The sequence below is a fragment of the Pseudanabaena sp. CCNP1317 genome, assembly GCF_034931345.1.
GTDB lineage: Bacteria > Cyanobacteriota > Cyanobacteriia > Pseudanabaenales > Pseudanabaenaceae > Pseudanabaena > Pseudanabaena galeata.
On the sequence record NZ_JAYGIF010000002.1, the window covers coordinates 21,227 to 33,910 of the forward strand.

The 12,684-nt window shown below is 41.0% G+C and carries 11 protein-coding genes; 2 read left to right on the forward strand and 9 right to left on the reverse strand.

The features are described 5' to 3' along the window. Positions 1-77 precede the first annotated feature (77 nt). From VB775_RS00905 to tgt, 5 genes are all read right to left on the reverse strand, one after another. Positions 78-1,166, reverse strand: a complete 1,089-nt coding sequence (locus VB775_RS00905) for an ABC transporter permease (RefSeq protein WP_281008413.1) — start codon at positions 1,164-1,166, stop codon at positions 78-80. Positions 1,167-1,246: 80 nt separating this feature from the next. Continuing rightward, positions 1,247-2,431 (reverse strand): BMP family ABC transporter substrate-binding protein, encoded by a 1,185-nt coding sequence (locus tag VB775_RS00910; protein WP_281008414.1) that lies wholly within the window; start codon positions 2,429-2,431, stop codon positions 1,247-1,249. 202 nt (positions 2,432-2,633) lie between these two features. Beyond that, the gene (locus VB775_RS00915; RefSeq protein WP_281008415.1) at positions 2,634-4,364 is read right to left on the reverse strand and encodes an iron uptake porin; all 1,731 of its coding nucleotides are present in this window, start codon (positions 4,362-4,364) and stop codon (positions 2,634-2,636) included. Positions 4,365-4,524: 160 nt separating this feature from the next. Continuing rightward, positions 4,525-4,893 (reverse strand): LapA family protein, encoded by a 369-nt coding sequence (locus VB775_RS00920; RefSeq protein WP_281008416.1) that lies wholly within the window; start codon positions 4,891-4,893, stop codon positions 4,525-4,527. Next, positions 4,890-6,026 (reverse strand): tRNA guanosine(34) transglycosylase Tgt, encoded by a 1,137-nt coding sequence (gene tgt / locus VB775_RS00925; RefSeq protein WP_281009377.1) that lies wholly within the window; start codon positions 6,024-6,026, stop codon positions 4,890-4,892. The genes VB775_RS00920 and tgt overlap by 4 nt, the downstream gene beginning before the upstream one ends. A 397-nt stretch (positions 6,027-6,423) precedes the next feature. Here tgt and VB775_RS00930 point away from each other — a divergent pair, with 397 nt between their 5' ends. Beyond that, on the forward strand, positions 6,424-7,428 hold the full coding sequence (locus tag VB775_RS00930; RefSeq protein WP_281008417.1) for a glycosyltransferase family 2 protein: 1,005 nt from the start codon (positions 6,424-6,426) through the stop codon (positions 7,426-7,428). A 51-nt stretch (positions 7,429-7,479) separates the two neighbouring features. After that, positions 7,480-8,463: a glycosyltransferase family 2 protein gene (locus tag VB775_RS00935; protein WP_281008418.1), complete on the forward strand. Its 984-nt coding sequence runs from the start codon at positions 7,480-7,482 to the stop codon at positions 8,461-8,463. Between the two features lie 112 nt (positions 8,464-8,575). Here the strand turns inward: VB775_RS00935 and VB775_RS00940 are convergent, their stop codons facing one another. The 4 genes from VB775_RS00940 to VB775_RS00955 form a co-directional block, all read right to left on the reverse strand. Beyond that, positions 8,576-9,007 carry an Hpt domain-containing protein gene (locus VB775_RS00940; protein ID WP_281008419.1) on the reverse strand — a complete coding sequence of 144 codons (432 nt, stop codon included), beginning with the start codon at positions 9,005-9,007 and terminating at the stop codon, positions 8,576-8,578. An 84-nt stretch (positions 9,008-9,091) separates the two neighbouring features. Beyond that, the gene (locus VB775_RS00945) at positions 9,092-10,288 is read right to left on the reverse strand and encodes a pyridoxal phosphate-dependent aminotransferase (protein ID WP_407072967.1); all 1,197 of its coding nucleotides are present in this window, start codon (positions 10,286-10,288) and stop codon (positions 9,092-9,094) included. 251 nt (positions 10,289-10,539) lie between these two features. Continuing rightward, positions 10,540-11,568: an anthranilate phosphoribosyltransferase family protein gene (locus tag VB775_RS00950; protein ID WP_281008421.1), complete on the reverse strand. Its 1,029-nt coding sequence runs from the start codon at positions 11,566-11,568 to the stop codon at positions 10,540-10,542. A 482-nt stretch (positions 11,569-12,050) separates the two neighbouring features. Then, positions 12,051-12,572, reverse strand: coding sequence for a glyoxalase-like domain protein (locus tag VB775_RS00955; protein WP_281008422.1), 522 nt, complete (start codon positions 12,570-12,572; stop codon positions 12,051-12,053). Positions 12,573-12,684 lie beyond the last annotated feature (112 nt).

Sequence of the window (12,684 nt, forward strand, 5' to 3'; positions counted from 1 at the left end):
TTAGCTGTTAGCCTTTAATAATTTTAAATAATTTTAAAAATTTTTTTAGAAGCTAATCGCTAATAGCTAACTGCCATTTAAACAACAGTTGCAGATGCGTCAATCTTAACTTCTGGTTCTCTATCTTTAAAGAAGTCAAAGCGACCATAAAGAGATTCACTAAAGAGAATAGCTAAGAATACGATGCCTTGAAATAGCAAAACCGTAGCATCTGGAAGTCCAAACGATCTCTGTAGAGCGCTTCCACTTGCCAGAATACCTCCCATCAATACAGCAACAAGTACCGCAACTAAGGGATTTTGTCTGGCGATAAATGCAACTAAAATACCGCTATAGCCATAGCCAGAAATTAGTGAGGCATTTGCACTGCCATGAATAGCGGCTACTTCCACCATGCCTGCCAGACCAGCACAGGAACCTCCCAAGAAACTGACGATTAATGTAAGTTTGCCAACTGGTAAGCCTGCGATTTTAGCAGCGCGAATATTGCCGCCGACGGTGCGTACTGAAAATCCAAAAGTGGTGCGATGAATCAAAAAATAAGCGATCGCACAGGCAACTAATCCATAAATTAGACCGTAATGCACTCTGGTATTGGGAATACTTTGCAGCATATTAATTGCCGAAAGTGGAAAGCTAGAGGGTTTATTTAAGGTGGAAGGATCGCGCATTGGTCCTTCTACTAAGGTGTTAAGCACTGCGATCGCAATGTAATTCATCAACAAACTACTAATAGTTTCATTAACACCGCGATAGTACTTAATCGCACCTACAAACATAATCCATAGACCACCCGCAATAATACCGCCCATCGCCATTCCAATCTGTACCAGAATAGAGGGTAAAGAAGCGACCGATAGACCAACAGCGATCGCGCCCAGTCCACCAACAATTAAAGCTCCTTCATTGCCAATTATCGTCAATCCCAGCATCGCTGGTAGAGCCGTGCATAAACAGGTAAGCATTAAAGGAGCTGCTCGAATTAAGGTTCCTTGCCAAGAGAAGCTATTACCAAACGCAGATGAATAAATTGTTCCATAAATTGCGATTGGATTTTTCCCTTGGACGGCACAAAAAATCCCGAAAATGACTAAGGAAGCAAGTAAGGCTCCTAAGGGAAGCAGAAAATTCTCAGATGTTGAACGCCAGCGATCGCGTATATTCATATAGTTAGTTCTCAAATGAATGATATACAAATAAAAGGATTTAAAACTTGCGAAGTAAGTCTTAAATCCTTTTATTTGGTTTAGCCTTTAACGCTTCCGATTACACCTTCAACAAACCAATCCATCTTTTCCAGATCGGGATCTGTCTGTTTGTATTCCTTGCCCTTAGCAATTACAACTTTGCCAGTGTTATCTTTCATTTCACCAGCATAAATGATCATGCTGCCATCTTTGAACTTAGCCATTACGGTTTCAGCTTCCTTCTTAGCCGCATCACTAACGGCACTACCAAATGGCGACACCTTACAGAATCCTTCCTTAAGCCCACCGCGCAAAATGTGAGGAATACCTCCATCCATAAGCGTCTTACCTGATTTGAGCAGCTCTACATACTTGGTGTAAACATTAGTCCAATCCCATTCTGCACCAGTTAGATATCCATTCGGAGCAAGTGATGCTTGATTAGTGTGATAGCCTGTGCAGAATATTTTCCGTTTTTCTGCCGTCTCCATCACAACTTTTGGACTGTCTACGTGACAGGTTAAGACATCTACACCTTGATCGATCATGCTGTTAGAGGCTTCAGCTTCTTTGACTGGAACTGACCAATCACCTGTGAAGATTACTTGAACTGTAGCTTTAGGATTAACGCTACGAGCGCCTAGGGTGTAGCTATTGATATTGCGAACCACCTGCGGAATTGGCTTAGCAGCTACAAATCCTAGCTTACCAGACTTAGTTGATAGTCCTGCAACGACCCCAGCAACATATTGTGCTTCATCAATGTAGCCATAGTAACTTCCGATGTTTTTGGGAGTTTTACCTTCTGTGTACAGTCCACCGCAATGGAAGAATTGCACCTTGGGATTCTCTGGCGCTAATTTGAGAATGTGCGGATCGAAGTAGCCAAAAGATGTGGGGAAAAGAGCTGTGACCCCATTTTGGTTGATCATGCCGAGCATAGTTTCTTGAACTACAGCAGTTTCCGCAACACTTGCTTCACTGTATGTTTTAACGTCAGGAATCTTGGCGATCGCCGTTTCACCTTCAAAGTGAGCTTGACTATAGCCGAAATCATCTTTTGGACCAACATAGATAAATCCAATATTCAATAGGGTCGCTCCTGCTGTGGTAGGAGAACCTGTGTTGCCTGTTGTGGGAGTTTGCTCTGTGCAGCCCACCCAGAGTTGAGAAGTTGCACCAAAAGCAGCTGTAGCGATCGCGCCTCTGATAAACTTGCGACGGGGAATATAGATTGGACTCATGCCTTCACACCTTAGAAAGATTGAATGTACCGCGAGTTAAGAAAAACTGATTAGGAAAAATCTACACTGAATTAGAACTTAGCAAACATTATTTGTAACAAATGTATCACTAACTACTTGAGCTAATTAGCAATCTCTCCTTCCAAATACAAAAGGGCGTGCTTAGCACACCCTTTTGTATTTGGAAGTTTACGCCTCGTGATTAGAAGCTAAACACTGCTTGCAAGTTACCAACAAATACGGTTGGATTGTCGGAGAAGTTATTAGGACTAAAGATGAAGTAAGCAGAAGGAACTAGAGAAATATTCTTAGTGACAGGATACACATAAGACACTTCAAGATCGAGTTGAGTACCATCATTACCTCGACCAGAAGTAATTACATTGTTACTGTCACCAAACTTATATGGTACAGCAAAGGAGATCAAGCCGAGAGCACCTTCTTTAAACAAATCAGGGAAAGCAGCTCCAACTTGGAAGGTGTATTGGTTGACACTGGTGGAGCCACCAGCAGTCAGGTTGATGTTAGTAGTTCCGTATCCGTATCTACCAAACAGACCAAAGCCTTTGGTGACCAACCAATCAAAGTTAGCAGCAAAAACATCTGACTGTGCGTTGTTTATCCCAGTTGCAACCGTTGCAGTACCTTGGAAAGATGGAGTACCTCCAATGGTAGGACCGCCATTTCCATCAATATTTCCACGGCTATAGATGAGTCGCAGCTTAAATGCATCGCTTGGTTTGAAGCCAAGTTCTGCTGTTAAATTATTGGTTCCACCAAACAAACCTCTAGCTGGGTTTGCTGCTGAAGATATGGCTCCGGGGAAAAATTCATTGCTTTCTGCCAAGTAGCCAACTTTGAAGTCAAACATATCTCCCAGAGGAGTCATGAATACTGCGCCAGCACCACGCTTAGCATCGCTCAACAAAGAGTTGTTGATAGATGCAAAAGTTGTGTTCCAAGGATAGAGGAATCGGTTTCCGTCAAAGTATTTGTAGAAGTTAAGGCGGGGACCAACTACTAAGCTCGCTTTTTCAAATACTGGGAAGGTATAGGAAAGCTCACGTAAGACGAAAACATTAGGGTTTTCTCCAGACGTTTGATTAGTAAAAGTTGTAGCTGTGGTATTAAAGAATCCACCTGAACCATAGGCATTGGAGTAAGGTGAATTACCATTACCAACAGCGAGTTGAGTTATTAAGCTATCTTTGCCTGTAAATGAGGTGTTTAGAGTCAACCATACCAAGCCACTCATAGTTGTGTTTGGTGCATTCCCGACTGGTGATCCCACAGGATCTCTTCTTACATTAGAGCCTGAAGCACCTGTAACGTTAAAGAAGGCAAGTCCACTGAGCTTAGTGGTTGTAGAGAACTGCTGAGCTTCTAGCTTAGCAGTTTTGGCATCTAGGGCATCAACACGACCGCGTAGGGTAGCGAGTTCAGCCGCAAACTCTTCTTGAAGCTTTTGCAGAGTTGCGAGATCTTCTTTGCTGACCTTATCTGCCAAACCTGCGGAAATAATTTCGTTGATCTTGTCTAAACAAGCATTCAAACCAGCAGCAAATTCATAGCGACTAGTCGCTTGTCTACCACGAAAAGTACTGTCAGGATAACCAGCAATACAACCATAGCGCTCGACTAAAGACTGTAAAGCAGTGAATGCCCAATCTGTAGGCTTCACATCACTCAATTGAGATACGGAAGTAACGTTTTGAGCTACAGTCTTGGGACGGGTTAATTCCGTGTTAATTGCTCGAATTGTTTCGGATTCGCTCAACTTAACTTCTGTTACAGGTAGCGATGATTGCATTACTGGAACAGCAGAAGATGGAGATTCAACTTGTACTGGATTTTGCGTCTCAGCGTTTGCGCCTGTAGCTGTAGCTAACAAGCTCAAGCCTAATATTACTGAGAGATTACTGACTTTTTTCATTCCTTCACACCATAAAAGAAATACGTTTAAACAAGTATAACCAAGTAATTTACTAAACTTTAATATTTAATAAACTTAATAACTTAGGCTACTTTTGTCTGGATGCATATATTGGACGCTAACAAAATCAGTTAATCATAAATGTATTCGCGAATACATTCTATCCCCAGTCATCATCCCAGTCATCATCAAAATCATCTTTAACATTGTTATTTCTATTATTTGTCTTAGAAACATCTTTCTTTGCTGTTGAAGGTTGAACCACAGTTTGACGTTTTGAAGCATTATTTCCAGTAGGAAAAACAGAAAATTTCGGTACTGTTGGCAATTCAAAACCTATTAAGGTTTGCCCAAAAGTAATACATATAGCTCCGAAACCAGCGCAGAAAATTAATAATAGCCCTAGAGGTAACTTGATGGACTCAAAGGAAAATAGTTTCAAGTTTACTAAACTAGTATTTTGGGTCGCAAAAATAGCGATCGCCATTGAAGCAACCCATAGAAAAATATAGAGAGATAAGCGAATCATGAGCTGCGCTCCTCTGCAAAAGGCGAAGACTCCGAGAGATAATGACCAAATTTTTCGACAAATTGATTGTCAATGATCGCTTGGCGCATTTGTTGAGTGAATCGAATTAGTTCCGTAATGTTATGAATCGAAAGTAACGTATAGCCTAAAATTTCTTGCGATCGCACTAAATGGCTAATATAAGCCCGTGAGAAATTTTGGCAAGCGTAGCAATTACAATCGCGATCTATGGGTGTGAAATCACGCTTAAATTTTTGGTTTTTGAGATTCCAGCGCTCACCTCTGACCAGCGCAACACTGTGCCTTGCAAATCTTGTGGGAATGACACAATCAAACAGGTCTATTCCTGCGGCTACGGCTTGAGCCATTTCTTTATATGTACCAACACCCATGAGATAGCGAGGCTTGTCGGCTGGCAAAAGTGGGGTTGTAGCTTTAACAATTTTTTCGATTAATTCTGGAGGTTCTCCAACACTTACACCGCCGATCGCATAACCTGGTAAATCAAACTCAATCAGTTCTCGCGCTGATTGTTGGCGTAAATCTAAATAAACCCCACCTTGGACAATCCCAAATAAAGCTTGATCGTTTTGGCGATCGTGAGCCTTAATGCATCGCTCTAGCCATCGAGTAGTGCGTTGTCCTGCTAGTTTAATCGCCTCGTAGGTGGCGGGATAGGGAGCGCATTCATCAAAAGCCATGATTACATCTGCACCCAATTGATTCTGAATTTGAATCGATTTTTCTGGCGTGAGATTAATCATATTGCCATCACGAGGCGATCGAAACTGGACTCCTTCTTCACTAATTGAACGGATCTCACTCAGACTAAAAACCTGAAATCCGCCTGAATCAGTCAGGATTGGACCATCCCAGTTCATAAATTTATGTAGTCCCCCTGCTTCGGCAACAATATCCTCGCCTGGTTGGAGATGGAGATGATAGGTATTTGCCAAGACCATTTCAGCTTTGCAGTCTTTAAGCTGTGCAGGCGTGACAGTTTTTACATTCGCTAATGTGCCAACGGGCATAAAACGAGGGGTATGGACAACTCCATGGGGTGTATGGAATTGTCCAACTCTGGCATCAGTGCTACCACACCGACACTCTAATTTAAAAGTAAAGTTATTCAGAGCTTACAATCCTAATTTATGTACAAATTCAAACAGTTCTTAATTGTATCGCACTCATTGATAAGGGCTAAATACTCTTACAGCAATTACCGATCAAACGAACCAGAAGAAATTTCTTGAAAGTGTTGCTACGCAACACTTTCAAGAAATTTCTTTGCTTGGGTTTGAGTGCAAGCCGCCGTAAGTTTTTTCGGCTCTTACAGCGCTTTGCGATCAAAACCAAACCAAGAAAAAATATGAAAGCGTTGCGAAGCAACGCTTTCATATTTTTTCTTGTGGTTCGTTTGATCGGTAATTGCTGTAGGTCTTTTAACAGGAGAACATTGGGAAATTCACCCTCAAAACAGATTAAACTATACGAACAAATTTTGTAATCTTGATTTTCTGATTTAACAACATGGCTCTTGTAAATACTGCTTTGACATTACAAGATTTACCTGCTCCACCAGAAGGTAAAACAGGATGGCCGTGGACAGAGCAGACAGAAGTACTACCAGACAAGATGCCCGATGGTTCTGATTGGTCACGTATTAGTGTTGTTACCCCAAATTATAACTATGGGCATTTTATCGAAGAAACTATACGTTCAGTTTTGTTGCAAGGATATCCCAATCTTGAGTACATAATTATTGACGGAGGAAGTACAGATAATTCTATTGAGATAATTAAAAAATATGAAACTTGGTTAGCCTATTGGATAAGTGAGAAAGATCAAGGGCAATCCAATGCAATTAATAAAGGTTTAGAAAAATGTACGGGAGAAATTTTTAATTGGATTAATTCAGATGATTTTTTAGAGATAGGTGTATTACAAAATATTTCTACAGAATTTAAAAATTTTGATGTTCTAGCAGGAAAAGTAAAAGACTTTAGAGAAATCAACAAGCCAGAACAAATACATATTCATCATAATTTATCTGCAATCAATTTAATCCAAAGTAAATGTCCTTATCATCAGCCAGGTATATGGTTGCGTACAGAAGCAATCAGGAAAATAGATGTTTTTAGGGAGGAACTCCATCTTAGTTTCGATTGGGAATTAACAATTAGGTATCTTACACATTTCCCTAACGTAACTTATACCAAAAGTGTTTTAGTTAATTTTAGGTTGCATTCAAAGTCTAAAACAAATATTGACTACAGTGAGATTCTCAAAGAAAGAACTATCTCTCTAGCTAACATTTTGTGTGATGGGCAATACAAAAAACTAGATAAGTATATTGAAGCCTATCTAAAAACTCAATTATGGTATTCTGATCTTAAGAAAATTACTACTTCACTAGAATTAAGCAAGCAAAAAAAAATACTCCAAATCATTCAATATGCGTGTGAAGAACCTAATATTAGAATCTCTCGATTTACATTAGGTGCTATTCGTAGATTGCTAATATCTGATATCTAGTTTGAAACAAATAAGCCTCTCATCTTACATGTTTAACTATAACGACAATTTATGTATCAACCTCTTGTTTCTATTCTGATACCCTGTTACAACGCTGAAAAGTGGTTGTCAGAAAGCATAAACTCTGCTGTAGATCAGACTTGGAAGAATATCGAAATTATTATTGTTGATGATGGTTCGACAGATAGTAGTTTAGCGATCGCAAAAACTTTTGAATCCAAAAACGTCAAGGTTATCAGTCAAGAAAACAGAGGAGCTAGTGCTGCTAGAAACCAAGCATTGATACATTCACAAGGGGATTTTATTCAATATTTAGATGCCGATGATCTATTAGCGATTGACAAAATAGAACGTCAAGTAAATCTGGTGAAAAATAGCTATAAAGATTATCTAATTGCAGGAGAATGGGGAGTGTTTTATACTTCTCGAATAGAAACTAAGTTTGTCAAACAGGAACTCTGGCAAGACATGTCTTCCATCGATTGGTTAATCTGTTGTTGGCAAACTGCAGGAATGATGCCTCTACATAGTTGGTTAATTCCACGTAATATTGCTAATCAAGCGGGAAAGTGGAATGAAAATCTTTCTTTGAATGATGATGGCGAGTATTTTTGCCGAGTAATTTTAGCTAGCAAAGGGGTCAGATTTTGTGTGGGAGCAAGGAGCTACTATCGTTCTGGATTACCAAACAGTTTAAGTAAGCAACGATCTAAGCAAGCTTTTTTATCTTATTATGAATCTGTTAAACTCATTACTGAAAGACTATTAATGGATGAAGATAGTTATCGTACTCGCTATGCTTCAGCTTGCTACTGGCAGAGATTTGTGTTTACGTCATATCCACAAGCTCCAGACTTGATATCAAGTGCGGAAGAGCAAATCCGCACTTTGGGAGGCTGCGATCTCAAGTCCAATGGAGGAATTATGTTTAAAATCATCCGTGATATTTTAGGATGGAAAGCTGCGGTGATTCTTCAGAGACTCTATTATCGATTGAGATATCAGAAGCATACTTCCTTCTTTCCCAATAAATAGGCATTATAGCAAAGTAAACTAGCGAAGGTGTGATTATTTGGTAGTCCGAAGGCTGCGTGAAGCGCAGCCTTCGGACTACCCATTCAAATCCCTTCCTTTGCAGGACTAACGATTATTGTGAAATAAACTCAAGGATACAAACTTTGATTGCCTTAATTACCTCATTATATTCATTATTGAGGAAGTCTAAAAATTCAGAAGAAATCGTAATTTCTCCAGCTCGACCAATTTTCTCTAGATACTTGGATATTAGAGAGAGTCTCGTTGCGCCAATGCTAGCACTAGTAGATTTTAGAGAATGTGAAGCCAGTGCAAATTTATTCGCATCTTGCTCTGTAAATGCAGACTGAATTGACCCAATTAAATTCTCGGCTGAATTAAGGTAAATCGTAATTAAATCAGAAAAAATTATATCGTCACCAATTGTCTCCCGCAGTTCTTGAAACGTAGCAATATCCAGAGTTTGTAAATACATAAACTCTGGATGATCTTGAAATAGCTCAGATTCTTTGGCGATCGCATTAGTTTCTAGATTCTCAAACATGATCTTAACTCCCGACCATCGGAATTAAATAATATTTGACGAACCTTGCAATTTAGCCAAATATTATTAATGCTTCCAAACAGTCTATAGTTTGAGTTTACGCAAATTTTTGACCGCTGCTTCAATTGTGCTATCTTTCTTAGCAAAACAGAATCTTAAGCCATTTACCTTGTCACGCTCAGGATGACTGAAGCAACTACCAGGGACAGCAGCAACTAAGGCTTCTTTAGCTAAGCGAAAGGCTGCACTGTCAGCATCTGGGGCGATCGCGGAACTATCAGTCCAGATGTAGTATGCGCCTCTCGGCAGTACAGGGGACAAACCTAGCTCCACCAAAGCAGGGTAAAGCATATCGCGCTTACGTTTGTAATCTAGCGCTAACTTGGTAAAATAGTCCCTTCCAAACTGCATCGCCGTTAATGCGGCATGTTGCAAAGGTGCAGGAGCGCAAATCGTAATAAAGTCATGAATCCGCCGCATTGCGGCTGTTAGTTCAGGGCTTGCCACAGTATAACCTAACCGCCAGCCCGTGATACAAAAGGTTTTTGAGAACCCATTCACGACGATTGTGCGATCGCGCATTCCTTCAATACTCATCAGGCTAATATGTTCGCCTTCATAGATGATGTATTCGTAAATTTCATCGGTAATCGCATAGACATCATATTGCTGGCAGAGTTTAGCGATTAGTTCTAGTTCTGTGCGTGTCCAGACCTTACCCGTAGGATTAGCAGGGCTGTTAATAATTACCGCCTTAATTCCTTTTTTAAAAGCAGGCTCAAGAATTTCTTGAGTGATTTCCCATTGTGGTGGTTGCAGGGTAATAAATTCAGGAATCCCGCCCACTGTCGCTAGATTCGGAATGTAATTCTCGTAAAATGGTTCAAAAATTAAAACGCGATCGCCTTGATTGATTAAGGTCATCAGGGCAATATTTAGCCCTTCGGTTGCGCCGCAGCAGACCGTTACTTCCGTATCAGGATCAACAGCAATTTGGTTATCACGCTGCATTTTTTCAGCGATCTCCACACGTAACTTGTCCCAACCCCAACTATCTGCATATTGGTTAAAGTCTGAGGCGATCGCTGCTCTTGCGGATTCTTTGATTGCTTCTGGCGCAGGAAAGTCAGGTAAACCTTGAGCAAGATTAATTGCGCCAAACTTTTCGCAGTAACGGGAGGCTTCGCGAATTTGGGATTCTTTAATTTGAATAGCGCGATGTGATAGCGAAACAGTAGTCAATGTAATATCTCTAAGCTTCAAAAAGTAAAAGCGACGCATTGCGCCGCCTTTACTCAATCCTAAGCGAAATCGCCATAACTGGTCAAGACTTACAGCATTGATGTTACGCAGAACGCAGACGATGAATCTCTTGCTGATAGCGAAGCAGGGCAACCACGGGGGGATTGCCCCTACCTGAATAATTCCTGTTTCGTAGGGGCTGTGCCACAGGGCAAGCCCTAGACTTACGCCATCGCAAGAATTCCTTCCACGTAACATCAGTAATATAAATCTTTTTTGACTTTGAGAAGTTAAGTACGTAAATCCTCTAATTTCTGGAATGCTCTACCACTGCTGATGATTTCTTGGACATGGGCGATCGCATCGTTAATTTCGTCATGTAGTCCATAGAGCCAGAGATAAAATCCACAGTTCCATAATACGGAATTAAGGTATTCGGAAGGTTCGGCTTTGAGAGCAGAGAGGATTTTTATTGCCATTTCCGAAGCATCAACGATCGCAGGATCTTCAGAGCTAAATCCATAGTTTCTTGCGGATAGAGTTAAGCGCTCAAAGTTATCTCCATGATTGATGCCGATAATCGCTGTACGCGATCGCGGTAAGTCCACACTCCCCTCCCAGCCTTTAACAGTAGCAAATTCGGTAAGCCCATGCTGAGCAAAGGCTTCGCGAATATTAGTTTCGGTAGGCGGATGGACAAACCCTGAGACGATGAATTGTTTGCCTTGATAGGGTGACCACATTAGCTCAAGAGTTGCAAAGGGTGGTCGTTTGCCAATTTGCTCGCGATAGGGAACTAGCCCTTGGGCTAGGGGAAAATGTTTAGGTAAGTAGACAAAACCCAAATTTTGGATTTCTAGATTTTGCTGCACTTGATCGATAGTCAGATCTTGCCAATTTAGCCCCAAAGCTTGCCAAATTTCGATAAAAGGTAAACCTTCTTTAGTTGGCATCCGATCGCCACCATGCATCAAAATCGGAATACCTGCCGATGCCAAGACAATCGCCGTTACAGGACTAACGGGTGCAGTCTTCGATCTGCCATCGTAGGGCGATCCCAATACTAAAACTTGTTTATGGGATGCGATCGGTGCAAGCTTTGCCCCCATCAGTTTGTAAGCATCAAGCATCCCTGCTAATTCCTCACTAGATGGACGTTTAATCCGATGGGCGATCATAAATGCACCGATCTGAGCAGGAGTAGCAATTCCTTGCAACATCATGGTCGTGGCAGCCTCAGCCTCTTGGCGCGTCAAGCTTTTGCTGGTATGTGTACCACTACCAACTTTACGCAAAAATTCGCGAAATTCTTTACTCATTACTCTATGGGGGAATTTACAGCAATTACCGATCAACCAAACCACAAGGAAATTTTAAAAAGTGTTGTTTCGCAACACATTTAAAATTTCCTTGATTTGGATTTGAGCGCGAAGCGCTGTAATGCAAAAGTCGGTTAGGTTCTGCATTATAACAATTAAAACCTAAAAATCTAGAAAGCTGTCCCGCCCGCTACGCGGGCGGGACAGCTTTCTAGATTTTTAGGTTACTTAACGTGAATTCGATATAGCCTGCATTATTCACGACAGGGGAAAGAGAAATGAAATCCACGCAAAAAACAGATCGTTACGTTAAAAAAACGTCAGTTCGACGACTGTGAAAAATGGTAAGAATCGCTTAGCGATTCTTACCATTTTTCGCCATTTGCGTCGTGCGAAGCACGCCGCAAATGGCTATATCGAACTCACGTTAAAAAAGGAGAGATTTCTATCAATTAAAAAGAGAAAATACAGACAAACCATGTTTAGCTAATAACTTCAGCGATTTCAATTACTTGCCCGTCAGGATCTTTGACCAAAAAGTTAAGTGGCTTCTCGCTGCGAACTTTATGTTTGATCCCCTTAATCTGAATTTGTAATAAAATCTGCTCCACACAGTCACGATTAAAGCAAATATGCCGTCCTCGATTTGCATCAGTAACATTTGCTCCAGGGACGACATGCAGTTGAACGTTTTTCTTGAGCAGATACCATGCGCCTTCCATATCTGCTGAATATTGCTGCGATCGCGATCGCCTAGCTTCAGCAGGAATATAAATGGGATCGGCAGGTGCGCCCATGCCATATTCGTAGCCATAGTAATAATGTAGCGGCACGTCGGCGATCGGCAGTTTCATTTCGCCTTCGTAAAAATATCGTGCTTGATCGAGGTTAGAAACCATGATCGTGTGTACTTTCGGTGCGCTGGTGAGAAACATCCACATGGCAACAGCGTATGCACCGAGGAGCATAACCATGATGCCTTGAGTAGAAAAAATTGACTCCATCGTAAAGCAACTACATATTAAGAGACTTAGGCTTTTAGTTTAACGCAACTGTCATGGGTTTAAGTCACAAACTACACGATCTACCAAAAAGTATGAAAGCATATCTTTCTTT

Coding starts and splice junctions, on each gene's coding strand:
- VB775_RS00950 (WP_281008421.1), bottom strand. CDS start 11,568: ATGAGTAAAGAATTTCGCGAATTTTTGCGTAAAGTTGGTAGTGGTACA.
- VB775_RS00915 (WP_281008415.1), bottom strand. CDS start 4,364: ATGAAAAAAGTCAGTAATCTCTCAGTAATATTAGGCTTGAGCTTGTTA.
- VB775_RS00935 (WP_281008418.1), top strand. CDS start 7,480: ATGTATCAACCTCTTGTTTCTATTCTGATACCCTGTTACAACGCTGAA.
- VB775_RS00930 (WP_281008417.1), top strand. CDS start 6,424: ATGGCTCTTGTAAATACTGCTTTGACATTACAAGATTTACCTGCTCCA.
- VB775_RS00920 (WP_281008416.1), bottom strand. CDS start 4,893: ATGATTCGCTTATCTCTCTATATTTTTCTATGGGTTGCTTCAATGGCG.
- VB775_RS00955 (WP_281008422.1), bottom strand. CDS start 12,572: ATGGAGTCAATTTTTTCTACTCAAGGCATCATGGTTATGCTCCTCGGT.
- VB775_RS00905 (WP_281008413.1), bottom strand. CDS start 1,166: ATGAATATACGCGATCGCTGGCGTTCAACATCTGAGAATTTTCTGCTT.
- VB775_RS00910 (WP_281008414.1), bottom strand. CDS start 2,431: ATGAGTCCAATCTATATTCCCCGTCGCAAGTTTATCAGAGGCGCGATC.
- VB775_RS00940 (WP_281008419.1), bottom strand. CDS start 9,007: ATGTTTGAGAATCTAGAAACTAATGCGATCGCCAAAGAATCTGAGCTA.
- VB775_RS00945 (WP_407072967.1), bottom strand. CDS start 10,288: ATGCGTCGCTTTTACTTTTTGAAGCTTAGAGATATTACATTGACTACT.